The sequence below is a fragment of the Paenibacillus sp. FSL F4-0100 genome (assembly GCF_037993005.1).
Lineage (GTDB): Bacteria > Bacillota > Bacilli > Paenibacillales > Paenibacillaceae > Paenibacillus_AQ.
The window spans coordinates 2,926,724-2,945,531 of record NZ_CP150303.1; the positions used below are offsets into that span (position 1 = coordinate 2,926,724).

The following is an 18,808-nucleotide window of genomic DNA, read 5'->3' on the forward strand; positions in this document are numbered from 1 at the left end:
TAATGGTAGTTGGAGATGCTTCTTTAGATATTGATACTCTAGTCATTGGTGCTGGTCCTGGTGGTTATGTGGCGGCGATTCGTGCCGCCCAACTGGGTCAAAAGGTTCTGATCGTTGATAAATCGGAACTCGGCGGTGTTTGCTTGAACCGTGGTTGTATTCCTTCCAAGGCTTTGATCGCTGCAGCTCATCAGTTCGAATCCGCTAAGCATGCCGATGCATTCGGTATTTCCGTGGAGAACGTAACGGTTGATTTCGCGAAAACACAGGAATTCAAAAACGGCGTTGTCAAAAAAATGACTGGCGGCGTAGCCGGTTTGCTGAAAGGCAACAAAGTGGAAGTTTTCAACGGCGAGTGCATGTTCATCAACGAAAACGAAGCGCGTGTATTCAATGATCATGAATCTCCGCGTTACCGCTTCAAGAACTGCATCATTGCTACAGGTTCCCGTCCAATCGAACTGAAGCCATTCCCGTTTGGCGGACGCATCTTGTCTTCTACCGAAGCATTGAACCTGCCTGAAGTACCGAAGAGCATGATCGTAATCGGTGGCGGCTACATCGGTGCCGAGCTTGGTCAAATGTACTCCAAATTCGGTTCGAAAGTAACGATCATCGAAGGTCTGGACAGCGTTCTGGCTGGCTTTGACAAAGACATGACAAGCCTCGTTACGAAAAACATGAAGAAAACCGGTATCGAAATTATTACAGGTGCTAAAGCTGAAAGTGCTGAGCAAAACGATAAAGAAGTTACCGTGAAATACTCCGTGAATGGCGAAACCAAAGAAGTAACAGCAGATTACCTGCTGGTTACAGTTGGCCGTCGTCCGAACACGGACGGAGAGCTCGGTCTGGACCTGATCGGCCTCGATATGGATGAGCGCGGATTCGTGAAAGTTGACCATCAAGGACGCACAAGCATTCCTCATATCTTCGCAATCGGGGATATCGTGTCTGGTCTGGCGCTTGCACACAAAGCTTCCTATGAAGGTAAAGTGGCTGCTGAGGCCATTTCCGGAATGCCTTCCGTTGTGGATTACAAGTGTATTCCAGCGGTTGTGTTTACAGATCCAGAATGCTCCAGCGTAGGTTACACCGAAGCTCAAGCGAAGGAAAAAGGCCATAAAGTGAAAGCTGGCAAATTCCCTTACGCTGGTAACGGACGTTCCGTATCCTTGAACCATCCTGAAGGCTTCGTGAAGATCGTGGCTGAAGAAGGAACAGGACTTATTCTTGGAGCGCAAATCGTAGGTCTGGAAGCTTCCAACCTGATTGCAGAGCTCGGTCTTGCGATTGAAATGGGTGCTACGCTTGAAGATGTAGCCTTGACGATCCATGCGCATCCGACGCTTGGCGAAATCGTAATGGAAGCTGCGGAATTGGTTATGGGTCATCCGATCCACATCATTGCCCGTTAATCCAAACGACGTTTTTCGAGTCATTATATATTCGGCCAGGAGGCAGAGAACGCGCAGGCGGTTTCTGCCTCCTGTTTTTGTGTGTGGATATCGAACATGGTAGACTGTTGATATGAGATTCTAGTGAGGTGACTATACATGAAACAATACTTGGAGCTGCTGCAAGACATTCTTGATCATGGAGTAGAGAAAGGGGACCGTACGGGGACGGGAACGTTATCCGTATTTGGAAGACAGCTGCGTTTTGACCTTTCCAAAGGCTTCCCTCTGATGACAACCAAGCGGATTCACCTGAAATCGGTGATCCATGAGCTTCTGTGGTTCTTAAGCGGGGAAACGAACATCCGGTATCTGAAAGAAAACGGCGTGCGGATATGGGACGAATGGGCGGATGAGGACGGCAATTTGGGACCGGTTTATGGCTCGCAGTGGCGAGCATGGGAAACGCCGGATGGACGCTATATCGACCAGATTGCCAATGTCATCGATTCGATTAAAAACAATCCCGACTCCCGGCGGCATATCGTCAGTGCCTGGAACGTGGCAGAGATCGATAACATGAAGCTGCCTCCATGCCATTTTGTATTCCAATTCTACGTGGCGGGCGGGAAACTCTCCTGTATGCTTACCATGCGTTCTGTGGACAGCTTCCTTGGGCTGCCGTTCAACATTGCGAGTTATGCGCTGCTCACCCATATGGTTGCCCAGCAGTGCGGCCTAGAGCCGGGTGAATTCATCTGGTCCGGAGGCGATGTTCATATCTATTCCAATCATATGGAACAGGTCAGAACGCAGCTTAAACGTGAGCCTTATGAGCTGCCGAAGCTGGTCATCAAGCGCAAGCCGGAGAGCATCTTTGATTATACATTCGAAGATTTTGAATTTGAGGGTTACCAGTATCATCCAACCATTAAAGCAACCGTAGCTGTATAAATAGAGTTCAAGCGGGTTTGCAGTGACATCACATATATAGGAAGGAGAGACTGGAGTCATGATATCCATGATATGGGCAATGGGCAAGGATCAGGTGATCGGGCTGAATGGTACGATGCCGTGGCGTTTGCCGCGGGATATGGCCTTTTTTAAGGAGACGACCCTGCACAAAACGATTCTGATGGGGCGCAAGACCTGGGATTCCTTTGGCAGTAAACCGCTGCCTCACCGAAAGAACATCGTGCTTACGAGAGACAAAAGCTTCACGCTGACAGAGGATCAAGGCATCGTGATCCATGATATCGATGAAGCCCTTCCCTACGCGGAGAACGGAGAACTGATGGTGATCGGCGGATCGCAGATCTATGAATTGATGCTGCCGAAAGCGGATCGTCTGTACTGCACATTTATTGATGAGACTTTTGAAGGGGATACGTTCTTCCCTGAAGTGAACTGGGATGAATGGAGGATTATTGAAGAAGTTCCCGGCATAACAGATGAGAAAAATCCATATGCCTACCGGTTTGTTACATTTGAACGAAAATAAAGAGCTTGTTGGTGAGCTTAAACGGGATAGACATCCTCCAATCCATTCATGTTGACAACACTTTGATAGTAGGATAGTACAAATGATCATGCATATAGTCCATTTAACAGGAGAAAAGCGAAATGCTACTATATTTTTAATGTTTATTCAAATCGCAGCTTAAATAGCCGCTAATCGTGGGGATTCATGCTCTGATAAAAATTTTTTTAGCATAAATAGAAAAAATAAATCAGGCTGAAACCTGTTTCTTGGGTCATCTGAAGATCGATGTCGGATGATTTATGATATGATAAATTGTACATGGTAACCAGCATGGATAGAACGGATGGGGGTAAAGCAGTATGTCTACACCAACAGGATTTATGGAATATCAGCGCCAGCTTCCGGCAGATCGGAGCCCGGCAGAACGAGTTAAAGACTGGGAAGAGTTTCATAAACATTTAGAAGAAGAAGAGCTTCAGACCCAGGGAGCACGCTGCATGGACTGCGGTACGCCATACTGCCATACAGGGATCGATATGCTCGGCGGCACTTCGGGTTGCCCGATTCACAATCTGATTCCGGAATGGAATAATCTTGTTTATCGGGGATTATGGAGAGAAGCTTTAGAGCGTCTCCATAAAACAAACAACTTCCCTGAGTTTACCGGACGCGTATGTCCTGCCCCTTGTGAGGGTTCCTGCACCGTCGGTTTGATCGGGGAGCCGGTCACGATTAAATCCATCGAACAAGCGATCATCGATAAGGGCTTTGAGGAAGGGTGGGTCGTTCCCGAGCCGCCGGCAAAGCGCACGGGACGTCGCATAGCCGTTGTCGGTTCTGGTCCAGCTGGGCTGGCTGCAGCTGCTCAACTGAATAAAGCAGGCCATTCCGTAACCGTCTTTGAACGTGCCGACCGCATCGGCGGCCTGTTGACGTACGGGATCCCATCCATGAAGCTGGACAAGGGCATTGTTCAGCGCCGTGTCGATCTGCTCGCGGCTGAAGGCGTCGAATTCGTTGTCAACACCGAAATCGGCAAGGACATTCCCGCCAAGCAGCTGATGGAAGACTACGATGCCGTCGTACTGTGCGGCGGTGCAACAAAGCCGCGCGAATTCAACATTGAGGGCAGTGATCTCAAGGGCATTCATTACGCGATGGATTATCTGAACGGAACCATCAAGAGCCTGCTGGATTCCGGTCTTGAAGACGGCAATTACTTGTCGGCAAAAGACAAGGACGTTATCGTCATTGGCGGCGGCGATACCGGCTCCGACTGCGTCGCGACAGCGCTTCGTCACGGCTGCACCAGCGTCACTCAGTTCGGTACGCATAAGCAGGCTCCGCTGGAGCGTGATCCGATTGCGAACCCTTGGCCGCAGTTCCCGAACGTGTACACGCTCGATTATGCACACGAGGAAGCCAAAGCGCTGTTTGGCAACGATCCACGCGAATTCTCCATCATGACCACGAAATTTGTCGGGGATGAAGAGGGCAATCTGAAGGAGCTTCATACCGTTCAAATCGAGCGTATTGTAGATGAAACCGGTCGTAAAGTGTATCAACCGATTCCGGGCACAGAAAAGGCATTTCCTGCTCAAATGGCGTTCATCGCCATCGGTTTTGACGGACCGGAGCATACGCTGGTCGAGCAGCTGGGGCTTGAAACGGATCGCCGTTCCAATGTGAAAGCACCGTATGGCAAATATACGACCAATGTGGATAAAGTATTTGCCGCCGGAGATATGCGTCGCGGTCAAAGCCTCGTGGTATGGGCCATCAACGAAGGACGCGAGGTGGCACGCGAGGTAGACAAATATTTGATGGGTGCGACCGTACTGGTTTAATCCTTCTCCTAAATATGCTATCATACTAATAGTAGTTAAAAGGACTTCGCGAGAGCGAAGTCCTTTTTGGAGTTAGCCACCGCGCCATGGTGACTCATCGGGGAGGAGAATGTCATTTGAAAACGTTGGTCATTGCCGAAAAGCCGGATATGGGACGGAACATCGCTGCGGTCATCGAGCCGAGGGCCAAGAATAACCGTACATATCTTGAAGGTGAGCAATATATCATAACTTGGGCTATCGGACATCTGGTTGGGCTAGCGGAGCCGGATGCATATGATCCGAAATACAAACGCTGGAATTTACGGGACCTGCCTATCATTCCGGAGCAATTCAAAATCATCCCGAATCCGAAAACCAAAGATCAGCTGAAGGTCATTGGAGAGGTCGCCAAACGCTGCAACCATATCGTAAATGCATGTGATGCGGGACGAGAAGGACAATATATTTTCGCTCTTATCCAACAGCAATTAAAATTGAAACAGCCTGTAAAAAGACTATGGATTTCGGATTTAACGGCGGAAAGCATTGCCCGTGGCTTCGCGGAACTGAAGGATGGGGTTGAATTCGAGAATTTAACGCAAGCTGCGCGCGCACGCAGTGAAGCTGATTGGTTGATCGGTATGAATGCATCGCGTGCCTTTACGACCCGTCATCAGACATTACTGTCGGTTGGGCGGGTCCAGACGCCGGTTCTGGCTCTGATCTATGACCGGCAGAAGGAAATCGAAGCCTTCGAATCGCAAACGTTTTATGACGTGAAGGCCGTGTTCAAACAAGAGCAGTTGGAGTATACCGGAACATGGCAGGGAGAGCGGCTGACCTCGCAAGAGAAAGCAGAGACGATCGCATCCAAGGTCAATGGGAAGAATGGGGTCATCACTAAATATGAAGTCAAAGAAACGAAAGAATATCCGTTCAAATTGTATGATTTGACCCTGCTTCAGCGTGAAGCCAATGCCAAATACGGATATTCTGCCAAAAAAACGCTGGATCTTGCGCAAGCGTTGTATGAGCGTCACAAGGTGATTTCATATCCGCGTACCAACTCCAATTATGTAAATGAACAGAACATCGAGGGCATGCACAAGGCACTTCATATGTTGAAATCGACCTCCTATGCATCGATGGCTGAAGGAGCGGATCCTAGCCGGGTGCACATAAATAATAAAGCGGTTTGCAATCCGCAGCGGGTTGAGGATCACCATGCCATCTTGCCGACGTTAAAGCGTCCGGGCACACTCAGCAAGGAAGAGCAGCATATTTACGATCTGGTCATCCTCAGGTTTCTGTCCCATTTCTACCCGCCGGCGATGTATAAGCAGCATACGGTGCTCACCGAGGTCGAGGGCGAAACGTTTAAGACGGGAATCAAGGAATTGCTGTCGCTAGGCTGGAAAGTGCTGATTGCCCAGGACAAAGAGCAGAAGAAAGCCAAGTCTTCCAAGAAGGGGAAAGAGGACGAGGAAGAAGAAACACAGGAATGGAACGACCGTTCCTTCGATCTGTCTCCCGATGAGTCGGTACACTGCAAAAAATCCGAAGTGAAAGAAAAGGCAACCCAGCCGCCAAAGAGTTATACGGAAGGTACCTTGCTGAAGGCGATGGAGAGTGCCGGAAAATCCATTGAGGATGAAGCGCTTCGGGATGCGATGAAAGACAGCGGTCTGGGAACGCCGGCAACCCGGGCAGCGACCATTGAACGCTTGAAGAAGGTCGGATATATTACGATGCAGGGCAAAAGAATCACCGTTACCCAAAAGGGAAGGACGGCGGTGGAGTTGATCCGGCATGCTGGCGTAGAATTACTCGCTTCGCCTGAGATGACGGGTCAATGGGAACGGCGTCTTCACCAAATATCCAAGGGCGAGGCTTCGGCTGACGTGTTCATGCAAAACGTGCAGAAGTTTACCATTTCGATCATCAATAAGGTATCCTCGCAGCGTCAGGCCCCTTCGTCATTATTCGGCGGGGACGAGGACAAGTCCAAAGGCAGAGGGAAGCGAAGCACGGGGAAAGTTGCCGCAGCCCCACGCGACAAGGAAGAACGTACGGCTAAGCGGACTCCGAAGTCGGATGCCTCCACTTCAAGTGAAGCACCGTCCGTACGCTCTTCATTAGGCCGATGCCCTAGACCCGGATGTGAAGGGCATATTATTGAAGGACGCAAAGGCTATGGCTGCGCAAATTTCAAAACCGGCTGCAACTATGTCATCTGGAAGGAATTTGCCGGTAAACAAGTTTCGCATGCGATGCTGAAATCCTTGCTGCTTCAAGGAAAGACCCAGCTATTATCCTTTAAAAACGAGGACGGCAGCACGTATAAAGGCAGGATTGTCCTAGCTGCTGAAGGGAACGGAAAGCTTGCCGTTCAGGCAGAGGACTCGAATGAAGCCGTGAAATCGTGAGGCGACACCGTTAAATAAAAAAAACCGAGCCAACCAGGGATCCCCTCCTTGATCGGCTCGGTCTGTTTTGATTAATCTAAGTGATCTTCTATGACCTCGGGCACTTCGGTCAGCGCCGAAACGGTATACAGCACATTATGCGGCTCTTGCTTCAACTCGACCAGATTATATTGCCATTCGCGCTGCTGCTTGATATAGATGCTGTTGATGCCGGCCGTCAGCGCCGGAACGACATCCGTGCGAAGCGAGTTGCCGATCATCCATGTATCGGAGCGGGAGAATGTCCCCAACGTGAGGATTTCTTCCAATGCCGTAATATTTTTATGCTGGCGAATGTAGATTCGGTCATTGAAGTAATCGGCCAGCTTCATCTGTTTGATTTTCCGCTTCTGAATTTTAGTCTCGCCTCCTGTGTAGAGGTGGAGGCAGTGTCCATCTTCCTGAAGCTTCTCGAGCGTCTCGACCATGCCGGGGTAGGCTTCGATTTCCTGCTCATATACACTGAGCCCTAACTCGTAGAGAAGCTCTTCTTCCTTGCGCGAGCTTTCTCTTCCATGAATGCGGCCGAAATAATGGTACGTATCAATTAGGGATTGCGGGAAGTTCGCACTTGCAAATCCCAGCTTATCTACGCCGGCTACGTCGATTTCCATCTGCTTGGCCCGGACTTCTTCAGTAGTCAAGCCAACATGTTGAAACCATTCGGTCATACACTCGAAGTAATCGCCGAGAATCAGATTGAAGTATTTGTTGCAATGTATTAATGTGTCATCCATGTCGAAGATAATATGTTGCGATGTTTTACTCATGGTATACTCCTTCTTGCTATGAAAGTCGAATGTAAGTTTCCAGAAACATTTGAAGCTCGGCAGCCCCATCCGGCCGCAGACTGAATCTTTCGTTATTCTCGGACTTCAGATGGGAGCGCAGCAAGCCTGCTGCTCTCAATATCATCAAGTGGTGCATCAATTCCTCATAGGGCTGACCCAACTCGGACGCCATTTCGGACACGGCCTTCGGCTCATCTGCAATATAACGCAGGAGACGCAGGCGTTTCGGGTCGGCGAGAGCCTCGGTCATGCGGAGGAGAACGACGGGCGGCTCATCTTCCTCTTCTTCCGGGATATCGATAGGATACTGGAGCAGGAGTACGTTCTCATAGAAGCAATAGGTATTGATCGGCCGGAAATGCGTGCCCGGGAACAAAACGACGTTTTCTTGAGGCACATCGTCCAGTATAACCCCGCTTGAGGCATATTCGATCAAATTTTCGTCATCCATTTTCGGAAGGAGCATTCGTTTCTCTTCGGCATCGTCTTCCAGGAGCTGATATAGGTCAGGCTCCACTTCCGAGAAGTAGTGCTCATGCCACAGCTTCATCAGCGGTGTGTAGTTTTCTCGAATTCTAGATGTTTCATCCCGCGAGAGGGAGGGCAAGTGAGGCTGAAGCAGGTCATGCAGCTCTTCCACGGCGGAAGTTTCAATCCAATTCAGAAAATCCGGGATTTCAAGGTGTTCTCCCCGAAGCATGATTAAGGCGTATAACACATCATAATCCGCGAGCGGCCATGATCGGGCTCGGCTGAACTGGACGCGAACAGGCTGAGGTAAACGCTCGTCCATCTCTGTTATCAGCTGTTTTCCGATATCCAGGTTATCGGTCCATTTCCTTGTTGCATATATCATGAAGCTGCCCAGCAGCTCGTAGACCATAGATACATCGATACTAACTTTATATTTCATTAACGGATACCCTCCCAATTGATGGCATTGTTATTATTATGGCTTGTATGGATTGGGCTTGTCCACTATAATGTTCATCTGACTGTTTAAATTCATCGTTTTTTCACATTAGAGGAGGACTATATTTCAGTGACAGAAGCTGTAACCCCCCGTCAGGGGAGAACTCATTATTTCATTTTAATTGCCGTCGTCGTTGCGGCTGGTTTAAGCCAGGGACTGTTATTGCCGGTGCTGGCTATATTTTTGGAACGGATGGGCATTTCATCCTCCATGAACGGATTGAACGCGGCTGCCTTATATGTAGGCTCATTTGCCATGACACTTGTTGCGGAAAGACTTCTCGGCTGGGTCGGTTTCAAAAAACTGATCATTTCGGGACTAGTGCTCGTGATGCTGTCGCTGGTTGCTTTTCCGTTGATTCCAAGCGTGGCCGTCTGGTTTGTACTGCGCGTGCTCGTCGGTATAGGCGATAGCGCACTTCATTATGCCGCCCAGCTATGGGTGCTGATGATGTCAACGGTTAAGAACCGGGGGCGAAGCATATCCTTTTATGGCATGTCCTACGGTTTGGGATTCAGCATAGGGCCGCTGGGCATTCCGCTGCTGAAGTATGGCGAGGCGGTACCATTTATAATTCTGGCCGTGCTGTTCTTGTTCATTCTGTTGGTCGTGCTCTTCAAACTTCCGAACTTGAAGCCGGAAAAAAGCGAGAGTGGGGATCAGCAGCCAGCTGGACGCTATCTCAAAAGCTACCGCCTGGCCTGGTTTGCGTTGATTCCCGCGTTTCTCTACGGCTATATGGAAGCAGGGATTAACAGCAACTTCCCGGTCTACGGGTTAAGAAGCGGATTTACATTGGGCGAAATTTCGGCGTTGCTTCCTTTTGTCGGCATCGGCGGTCTGGTGCTGCAGCTTCCCCTCGGCATGTGGAGTGATAAATTCGGACGCAAACGGGTGCTGACGATCGCCGGTATTGTGGGCGGATGCTGTTTCTTGCTCATTCCTGCAGCAGGAACGAATTTCTGGGCAACCTTAGTATTATTAACGCTGGCCGGTGGCCTGGTTGGTTCTTTCTTCTCCCTCGGTTTGGCTTATGCGGCGGATATCCTTCCCAGAGTGCTGCTGCCGGCGGCCAACGTCGTGGCTTCCTTCCATTTTAATGCGGGCAGCATAGCAGGTCCGAATGCCGGGGGCGCCATCATGGAAACGGGGTGGAACGGAGGGATCTTCGTACTGCTTGGTGGATTGTATATTCTGTTTGCCTGTACGGGATTATGGTTTAAAGTCAAAACCACATCAACACAAGAATAGGAACGTGCGTTCTCATGGCAATTGCTTTCGCTTTCTTCTAAACTAGAGAGTAGGAATATGCACTTGACGGGAGAGACGATAACATGATTAAAGTGGATCGGCTGAAGAAAACGATGGGTCCTGAACGCACACCGGTGTTAAAGGATATCACTTTTCAGATGGAGCACGGGGAAATGATCGGTCTGATCGGTGCTAGCGGAAGCGGGAAAAGCTTGTTAATGAGCTGTCTATCCATGCAGCAAAAATGGGACGGAGGCAAATTAACGATTGATGGCGAAGATATGATGAATCCTGCGGGAAAACGGAGAATTCGCCGGGAATGGGCTTATCTTGAGCAGAACCCGTCCTTGAATGTTAATCGAACGGCACTTAAGAATGTATTGATCGGACAATCCAGCCAAACACCGCTGTGGCGGATGGTAACCGGGATGGTCCGGTCTGATGATTATATGGGAGCTATGGACACGATCGAGCACCTTGGGTTGTTGGACAAGGCCAAACGAAAAGCCGGCGAGTTAAGCGGCGGCGAGAAGCAGCGGATTGCTATTGCCCGTGCACTTGTTCATGGTGCCAAGGTGATTTTGGCGGACGAGCCGGTCACGGGACTCGATCCGGCCTCGGCCGAGCATGTATTGAAGACGCTCAAATCCTTATGCGAGGAAGAACGTTTAACCGTATTTACCGTTATACCCTTGGAGCTAGCCGAGAAGTATTGCACACGGATCATGGGTCTATCCGGCGGAGAGCTGGCCGTGGATGTGACCGGAAGACGTTTAACCCATGGCGAGAAGTCAAGACTGTAATTATCGATCACCAAAGACGCCAGGTGAATGTATAGAAATGAGTTGATACTTATTGAAATATAGAGTGATGCAAGCCCTCTTGGCAGGCTTGTTACTATGGATCATTAGCGGCTGCACCTTTATTCAGGACCCGGTCTCTTTAATGAAGAAACCGGATTTGCCGACGGATAAAGCGACGCTGAATGGCGCCATCCAATCTGCGCTTCTGAAGAATAAGCTGGATAATGCCGCCATTATCCGGCCGCGAAGTGACGTGGATAGCAGTTCCATCCGTATTCAGGACCTGGACAATGACGGAATTTTGGAAGCTGTCGTCTTCTATCAGACGCCGGACGATGAAGTGAAAATCCATGGCATGATCATGCAGCAGCAAGGCGACACATGGGTGAAGAATCTTGATTTCGACGGAGAAGGGACGGTATTGGAGTCGTTTGATTTCGTTGATTTTACGAATGACGGCAAGGTCGACATCGTAGCCGGCTTCTCACGCGGAGAAGAGAATCTTCAGAACCTGCTGGCCGTGTATTCATTCTCCGGGAATTCGCTCGAAAAAATACCGGCTTTGCCATACACACACTTTAATATCGGAGATATGAACGGGGATAAGATCAACGATATTACGGTTGTCTATCTTCAACAGAAAGAGCTCTCGTATATCAGCACCTATCAATACGATAAATACGAGGACGCCTTTGTCGAGCTGAACAAGCTGGATCTGGGACCGAATATCGAAAGTTATTACAATGTTGTCGCAGGTAAAGTGGCCAAGGACAAAGAAGGTATCATCTTGGACGCTTCGGTTGTATCCAACTCTTCTTATTCCAAACTCATCATTATGGAGGATAACCAGTTTATTGACGTCCTTCAGGATGAATTGCTTACCTACAAGGAACTGCCTGTAGAGAGCGAAGATGTGAATGATGACGGTATTTTAGAGTTTGGTGTTCTTACGAGACCGAGCGGCTGGGAGGATCGGCTTATTCTGGAAGAGATCCCGTTCTTCACCACGTACTTCCAGTGGGACGGAGTGGTACGGGAGAACAACGAAAAAGAAGGGCTTCAATTCGTGCTCCAAAGGTACTACGATATGAACAATCGATTCTATCTGGACTTTCCGCCAGACATGTATAATAAGATTACCATCACGCCGGAATCCAACAAAAATGCTTATTTGAATTTTGTGACGACCGACACGGGAGAGTCCGTTGCCGAGATTAAATTCTTTTCAAAGGCCCAGTGGGGAAAAGCCGAATCCGATTGGGAGATTCTGGTGAAGGAGAAAAACCGCGTAATTGCTTATCGCAGTCATGGCGATCTGAAATTGAGTAAAAAAGATAAAAAGCCAAACAGCAATAATGTGGCTCCTATCGAAAGAAAGGGGAACTAGACCTTGAGTAAAGTGCTCATATTAGAAGATGAAGAATCTATCCGCAGTTTTATCGTAATTAATCTGAAACGAAACGGCTTTGACGTCCTGGAGACTGGGGATGGCAACGAAGCCCTTCGTTTGCTGCAAACGACGCCAGATATCGATATCGCCTTGCTTGATGTCATGGTACCAGGGATTGACGGATTTGAAGTTTGCCGCAGAATTCGGGAAACGAACGAGCGGATCGGTATTATTTTCCTGACGGCAAAAGTTCAGGAGCAGGATAAAGTGTATGCCCTCTCCGTTGGTGCCGATGACCACGTAAGCAAACCGTTCAGTCCGACGGAGTTAATCGCCAGGCTGCAATCTTTACTGCGGAGGGTGAATGTCCAGCGTGCGGGAACCGCCAAGGTATCGTTTCAATCAGGTCCCTTTACGCTGGATCTGATCTCCAAGCAGTTTAAGAAGAACGGGCAGCCGGTGGAGCTGACGCCAACAGAATTTTCGCTGGTGCAGTTTTTCCTGGAGAAAGAAAACACGCCGCTTAGTCGTGATGTGCTGCTCGATCATGTATGGGGCAAAGAATATATGGGTGACCCCAAAATCGTGGACGTGAACATTCGGAGACTACGCCAAAAAATCGAAGGCAATCCTTCCGAGCCGGAATACCTCCAGACGGTATGGGGACACGGCTATAAATGGAAGGGTCAGGGACAATGATCATCAAAAAAGGCATTCGGCGGCAAATCGTGCTGCACTACTTCCTGGTAGTGTTCATCGCCTTGCTGCTGATTGAGGTTATATTTCTAATCGCTTTACGATCGTATTATTACGATACGGTATACAATCATATTTTGAATCACATTAATACCGCCAACGCCTTTTATCAGCCCTTCCGATTAACCTCGACGGAGAACGCTAACCAGTTGAGCGAGATGGTTCGCCATTTTGAATTGTATACAACGGAGCTTCAAATTTTGAATCCGGGTGGTCAAGTTCTCTCCACATCCACCGGTTTCGAAATAGAGCAGACCATCAAGACCAGTGATGTCACCCAAGCGCTCGCAGGCAATACGGGCCGTTGGATTGGCAAACAGCAAGGTACGGGGCAGATCGTAATGGCTGTATCTCAAACCGTTTCGAACGGATTTGAGAAAACGTACATTCTTCGCTATGTGACTTCGCTTGAGTTCATTAACGACAAGCTGATGAAAATCACGCTGTTTGCCGTCAGCATCGGTGGGGCCGTGCTAGCGCTCGTGCTTGCCTTCAGCATCGGGCTGGCCAATTCCATCGTAAAGCCGCTCAACAACATTACCACGGTATCTGCGCAGATGGCCAAGGGCAGGTTTAACGTGAGAATCAAAGGCGATTATAAATACGAGCTTGGTGAGCTGTCGTCAACCCTGAACTACATGGCGCAGGAGATTGTACGAAGCAATCAGGTAAAGGATGATTTTGTTTCATCCATTTCGCATGAGCTGCGGACTCCGCTCACAAGCATTAAGGGCTGGAGTGAAACGCTCGACTCCGGTGGCTATGATCCGGAAGAAACGAAGATCGGGATGCAGATTATTTCTAAGGAAACCGATCGTTTGATCGGTCTTGTTGAAGAGTTGCTCGACTTCTCCAAGCTCCAGCAGAATGAGATGAAGCTTGTGAAGGGTATCGTGAATTTACGGGAGCTTCTGCAAGAGATTATGCTCAATCTGTGGACCAAGGCCGAGAAGAAGGGCGTCCAAATCAAACTGGAGACCGATGAAAAGCCGATTATCTATGGGGATGCCAACCGCTTGAAGCAGGTGTTTCTGAACATTGTGGATAATGCGATTAAATTCTCGCATGAGAACGGCGTGATCAACCTGTCCTTCGCTATGGAAGACAAGTTTGTGATCGTAACCGTGGAAGATCACGGCATTGGCATATCGGACGAACATCTGCGGCGGGTAAAGGATCGGTTCTTCCAGGTTAATCCGCTTAACGGGGGAACTGGACTGGGCCTTGCGATTACGCAGCAGCTCATTGAACTCCATGGGGGCACGATGGAGATGGAAAGCGAACTCGGGCACGGAACATCCGTTATCGTCAAGCTGCCGCTGCCTGAAGGGAAAATACCGATGGCCGGCGGATTAGAGAACGGTGAGGATGACGTAGCCGGACCGACCGTATAAGCTTTGCCGGGTTACCGGCAAAGCTTTTCTCAAGAGTACAGAATTGTTAAGTTTTCAGCGAAGCGTACTGTATTCGCAATTATATGTTGTGGGGCAGTGTTTTGGGGTCCCCGCAAAGTATTCGGATTAAGCAGCGAGGTATAGGCTCCACTTTGTGGGGCTGATGTGTAAGGGGGAGTGCGGAATTGGGACACACAGCAGCAACGTTTTCTACTGAGCAAGGTCTGTTTGAATTAAAAGTGGCTGAGGCAGAACAGGCAGGAGTGATGCTGTCGCTTCTCAAGGAAGCGGCAGAGGTGATGGAACAGCAAGGGCGCAAGCAGTGGAGTCCTTCTATCTTCTCCTTCGACTTGATGGAGCAGTACCTGGCGGAGCGTGAGGTGTTTATCCTCTGGCATAAAGATGTCGCCGTCGGCATGTTCACGTTACAGTATGGAGATCCAGCTTATTGGGGAGAGCGGGATGATCCGGCATATGGTTATCTGCATCGGCTGACCGTGCGCGCCTCCTATCGGGGACTGGAGCTTGGAACCAAGATGATTTCCTTTGCGGAATCGTATTTGTTATCCATGGGTAAACAGGGTTTCAGACTGGATTGCGTAACTCATCTGCCAACGCTGAATCAATTTTATCAGCGCCAAGGATTTCAGTTCGTGGCTGAGCAGGATATGGGTGGTCGTGTCGTGAATTTATATGAGAAGAGATTTATTTCATAATTTTACAGTTTTATAAAACCTAAGTCGCATGCGCTTGAAACACAGTCAGCAGGGCACGATACATGAGAAAAAGCGATCCGTGACGGATCGCTTTTTTGTATAAAAGTCTGAAGAAATTGATCTCAGAGCTAATATGTTGTTGAAGAACTCGTTTAGGATGAAGAGACATTAGCCCGCAAGCGTCCTTTTTCGTATACATCCTGAAGCAGTCGGGACGGCTGGGTACGAATGGTTGGCTTCGGAAGTACGGTCTCATAAGGTCCAACAACCACTACGTTGCCGGGAGTTCCTTTTACAATCGCTCCATCCTTGATGATTGCTCCCTCACCGATAATGGCATGCTCGATATGAGCGCCCTTGCCGATTTTGACATTCGGCATGACCACACTGTCTTTAACGATGGAGTATTTGCCGATCTCCGCACCGCAGAATATAACGGAGCTCTTGGCTTTTCCTTCGAAGGTGCATTGGTCATGAATCAAGCAGTCTGTGTGTTCCGTATTCCGGTTCCGCGCTGCCGAAAGTTTGGTCTTCCATGCACGGGTATACATGGGCCAATCGGATCTTTCCAGAACAAGCTCGTTTTGGCTAAGCACATCCATATGGGCTTCCCAGAGGCTTTCTACAGTACCCACATCGCGCCAGTAGCCCTGGAAGCGATACGCAAGCAGCGACTCTTCTCCGGACAGCATCTTAGGGATGACATCCTTCCCGAAGTCATGGCTGGAGTTGGAATCAGCCGCATCCTCAATGAGGTGCCGCTTCAGATAGTCCCAACGGAACAAATATATGCCCATCGAGGCGAGGTTGCTTTGCGGTTCTGCCGGTTTTTCGGCAAATTCAATGATATTGAGATTGTCGTCAACGCTCATGACGCCAAACCGGCTGGCGTCTTCCCAGGGCACTTCCATCACGGAGATCGTGGCAGGTGCCTCCTGCTGTATGTGGGCTTCAAGCATTTCGCGGTAATCCATTTGATAAATATGGTCCCCGGATAGAATAAGGACATGTTCGGGATTTTGATCATCGATGTATGGAATGTTTTTATAAATGGCGTCTGCTGTACCCAAGTATCCATCTTGGTGTGTGCTGTTGGATGGAAGCAGAGCGATGCCTTCACGTCCTGTATGTGTTAGTCCCCAGGGTTCACCTTCACCGATATGTTCGTGTAATGATTCTGCCTCATATTGTGTTAGGACTCCAACCGTATCGATTCCGGAGTTCACACAATTGCTGAGAGGAAAATCGATTATACGATAATGTCCGCCAAATGGAACGGCGGGTTTTGCCAGCTTGGACGTAAGGGGGGCTAATCGTTTACCCTCTCCACCGGCCAGAAGCATAGCAATACAGTCTTTTCTCTTCATCACGTTTCCCTCCCAATGTATTTTCACGTTGTACATTACATAAACGACATTCCCGGGGTTTGAAACGATTATATTGAAAAAGTGAAATGAAAATTACAAAATTATTTTTCAGGGACATTTTTTATTTTCAACATGGTTAGAATGGGGTAATAGCACTAATAATATTTTGGATTTATAAAGAAAAAGCGGGTGACGATGATTGAACCAAGCAGTTAGGGAAGGAAACATGACTCCGGAACAATTGTATTTATTTCATGAAGGAACCTGGTTTCACAGTTACCAATCCATGGGTGCACACCGTGCTACGGAAGATGGAGTTGAAGGCGTGCGTTTTACGGTTTGGGCTCCGAATGCAAGGCAGGTGGGTCTTGCCGGAGACTGGAACGGCTGGGACGGTTCCCAGGACACGTTATATAGGATACCCGATTCGGGAATTTGGAGTCGGTTTTTCCCTGGGATGAAGACTGGAACTTTTTACAAATATCATATCACGGGACCGTATGGAGAAACGTTCTTGAAGGCGGATCCGTACGCGTTTCACGCCGAAGTTCGACCTGCAACCGCATCGGTTGTGACCGATCTTTCTGGATATCATTGGAACGACGCAACATGGAGAAGAAAGAACAGATCCCCCTACACCAAGCCGATGAACATATATGAGATGCACGTTGGAACCTGGCGGCAAAAAGAGGACGGTTCGTTCTATACATATCGCGAACTGGCGGACCAGCTGATCCCCTACTTGCTGGAGATGAGCTATACCCACGTGGAATTCATGCCCTTGGCTGAGCATCCGTACGACCTTTCATGGGGGTATCAGGGAACCGGATTCTTTGCGCTGACCAGCAGATACGGAAGTCCCCATGATTTCATGTACCTTGTTGATCAGCTGCATCAAGCTGGTATCGGCGTGCTGCTTGACTGGGTGCCCGCACATTTTGCCAAGGATGCCCACGGGCTTCGACTGTTTGACGGGGCGCCTCTTTATGAGTACGCAGATTCGCAAAAAGCAGAGAAACCGGGCTGGGGAACACTGTCTTTCGATTATGCCAAGCCTGAGGTGATTTCATTCCTCATCTCCAATGCCTTATTTTGGATGGATATGTATCATATTGATGGTCTTCGTGTGGACGCTGTGACAAGCATGATCCGGCTCGATTTTGAGAAGCGCGAAGGTCAGTATAAACCTAATGAACATGGTGGCTTGGAAAATCTCGAAGCGATATCCTTTCTGCAGGAATTGAATAAAGCTGTGTTTCGATATTACCCGAATGCCTTGATGATGGCTGAGGAATCCAGCGCATGGGCAGGAGTTACCGCACCTGTGCACGAAGGGGGCCTTGGGTTCAATTACAAGTGGAACATGGGCTGGATGAATGACACGCTGTCCTATGTGGAGCAAGAATTCGATCAGCGGCCTACCCATCATAATTTACTAACATTTCCCATTTGTTATGCCTATTCAGAAAATTTTACATTACCGCTGTCACATGATGAAGTTGTCCACGGGAAGAAATCACTGCTTAATAAAATGCCGGGGAGCTATGAACAAAAGTTTGCAGGACTCCGCATTTTGCTTGGATATCAGATCACCCAGCCTGGCAAGAAGCTGCTGTTTATGGGGGGAGAGTTCGGCCAATTCATTGAATGGAAGGATCAGGAGCAGCTGGATTGGCTGCTGCTTGATTACGAAAGCCACCGGAAGCAGTTGGCTTATACGGCAGCGTTAAACCGCATGTATGTGGAGGAGAAGGCGCTATGGGAGCAGGATCACAGGTGGGAAGGCTTTGAGTGGCTTAGCGCTGATGATCATGAGCAGAGTGTCTTATCGTACATGAGAATGGGCACAAAACCTAGCGATACACTAATCATCGTCATTAATTTTCAGCCCTGGGCATATGACCAATATCGGATCGGCTTACCGAGAGCGGGACAGTACGTGGAAATATTGAATTCCGATCATACCGATTATGGCGGCTCCGGACTGGTTAACAACGAAGACTTAAAAGCAGAGAAGAAGGCCTGGCATGGTCAAACCCACAGCTTGGAGATCAAGCTGCCTCCACTAGGCATGGTGGTGTTAAAGAAAAAGCCGCGTTCCAGAAAGTTGCAGGCACAAGAGGACGTTTCACTGAAGGCATCAGTAGTAAAAGAGAAGACGGCACGGAAAACCAAACGAATCTAAAGGGGGAA

General features: G+C 49.0%; 15 protein-coding genes. 12 read left to right on the forward strand and 3 right to left on the reverse strand.

Annotated elements, in window-relative coordinates; all coding sequences use genetic code 11:
- The first annotated feature begins 2 nt into the window (after positions 1–2).
- The 5 genes from lpdA to MHH48_RS13120 all read left to right on the forward strand — a co-directional run bounded on the left by lpdA (position 3) and on the right by MHH48_RS13120 (position 7,135).
- A complete protein-coding gene (lpdA, locus tag MHH48_RS13100; protein WP_009589200.1) occupies positions 3–1,418 on the forward strand; it encodes a dihydrolipoyl dehydrogenase in 1,416 nt (471 codons plus the stop codon).
- 138 nt (positions 1,419–1,556) lie between these two features.
- Positions 1,557–2,351, forward strand: coding sequence for a thymidylate synthase (gene thyA, locus MHH48_RS13105; RefSeq protein ID WP_076321177.1), 795 nt, complete (start codon positions 1,557–1,559; stop codon positions 2,349–2,351).
- A gap of 58 nt (positions 2,352–2,409) precedes the next feature.
- Positions 2,410–2,898 carry a dihydrofolate reductase gene (locus MHH48_RS13110; protein ID WP_076321178.1) on the forward strand — a complete coding sequence of 163 codons (489 nt, stop codon included), beginning with the start codon at positions 2,410–2,412 and terminating at the stop codon, positions 2,896–2,898.
- Between the two features lie 341 nt (positions 2,899–3,239).
- On the forward strand, positions 3,240–4,727 hold the full coding sequence (locus tag MHH48_RS13115; protein ID WP_076321179.1) for a glutamate synthase subunit beta: 1,488 nt from the start codon (positions 3,240–3,242) through the stop codon (positions 4,725–4,727).
- 116 nt (positions 4,728–4,843) lie between these two features.
- Entirely contained in the window at positions 4,844–7,135 is a 2,292-nt protein-coding gene (locus MHH48_RS13120) for a type IA DNA topoisomerase (protein ID WP_076321180.1), read from the forward strand.
- Positions 7,136–7,206: 71 nt separating this feature from the next.
- Here the strand turns inward: MHH48_RS13120 and MHH48_RS13125 are convergent, their stop codons facing one another.
- Positions 7,207–7,944, reverse strand: coding sequence for an HAD family hydrolase (locus MHH48_RS13125; RefSeq protein WP_076321181.1), 738 nt, complete (start codon positions 7,942–7,944; stop codon positions 7,207–7,209).
- A 16-nt stretch (positions 7,945–7,960) separates the two neighbouring features.
- Positions 7,961–8,878 carry a helix-turn-helix domain-containing protein gene (locus MHH48_RS13130; RefSeq protein WP_076321182.1) on the reverse strand — a complete coding sequence of 306 codons (918 nt, stop codon included), beginning with the start codon at positions 8,876–8,878 and terminating at the stop codon, positions 7,961–7,963.
- Positions 8,879–9,007: 129 nt separating this feature from the next.
- On the opposite strand from MHH48_RS13130, the gene MHH48_RS13135 reads away from it, so the two are divergent.
- The 6 genes from MHH48_RS13135 (at position 9,008) to MHH48_RS13160 (ending at position 15,248) form a co-directional block, all read left to right on the forward strand.
- Positions 9,008–10,189, forward strand: a complete 1,182-nt coding sequence (locus MHH48_RS13135) for an MFS transporter (RefSeq protein WP_076321183.1) — start codon at positions 9,008–9,010, stop codon at positions 10,187–10,189.
- An 83-nt stretch (positions 10,190–10,272) separates the two neighbouring features.
- Positions 10,273–10,992 carry an ATP-binding cassette domain-containing protein gene (locus MHH48_RS13140; RefSeq protein WP_076321184.1) on the forward strand — a complete coding sequence of 240 codons (720 nt, stop codon included), beginning with the start codon at positions 10,273–10,275 and terminating at the stop codon, positions 10,990–10,992.
- Positions 10,993–11,044: 52 nt separating this feature from the next.
- The gene (locus MHH48_RS13145) at positions 11,045–12,379 is read left to right on the forward strand and encodes a VCBS repeat-containing protein (protein ID WP_256720407.1); all 1,335 of its coding nucleotides are present in this window, start codon (positions 11,045–11,047) and stop codon (positions 12,377–12,379) included.
- 3 nt (positions 12,380–12,382) lie between these two features.
- Entirely contained in the window at positions 12,383–13,081 is a 699-nt protein-coding gene (locus MHH48_RS13150) for a response regulator transcription factor (protein ID WP_076321185.1), read from the forward strand.
- Positions 13,078–14,532: a sensor histidine kinase gene (locus MHH48_RS13155; RefSeq protein WP_076321186.1), complete on the forward strand. Its 1,455-nt coding sequence runs from the start codon at positions 13,078–13,080 to the stop codon at positions 14,530–14,532. The genes MHH48_RS13150 and MHH48_RS13155 overlap by 4 nt, the downstream gene beginning before the upstream one ends.
- Before the next feature lie 185 nt (positions 14,533–14,717).
- On the forward strand, positions 14,718–15,248 hold the full coding sequence (locus MHH48_RS13160; protein WP_076321187.1) for a GNAT family N-acetyltransferase: 531 nt from the start codon (positions 14,718–14,720) through the stop codon (positions 15,246–15,248).
- 152 nt (positions 15,249–15,400) lie between these two features.
- Here the strand turns inward: MHH48_RS13160 and MHH48_RS13165 are convergent, their stop codons facing one another.
- Positions 15,401–16,615, reverse strand: a complete 1,215-nt coding sequence (locus MHH48_RS13165; RefSeq protein WP_076321188.1) for a glucose-1-phosphate adenylyltransferase — start codon at positions 16,613–16,615, stop codon at positions 15,401–15,403.
- Positions 16,616–16,841: 226 nt separating this feature from the next.
- Between MHH48_RS13165 and glgB the strand changes: the two genes are divergently transcribed.
- Entirely contained in the window at positions 16,842–18,800 is a 1,959-nt protein-coding gene (gene glgB, locus MHH48_RS13170; RefSeq protein ID WP_076321189.1) for a 1,4-alpha-glucan branching protein GlgB, read from the forward strand.
- The last annotated feature ends 8 nt before the right edge of the window (positions 18,801–18,808 follow it).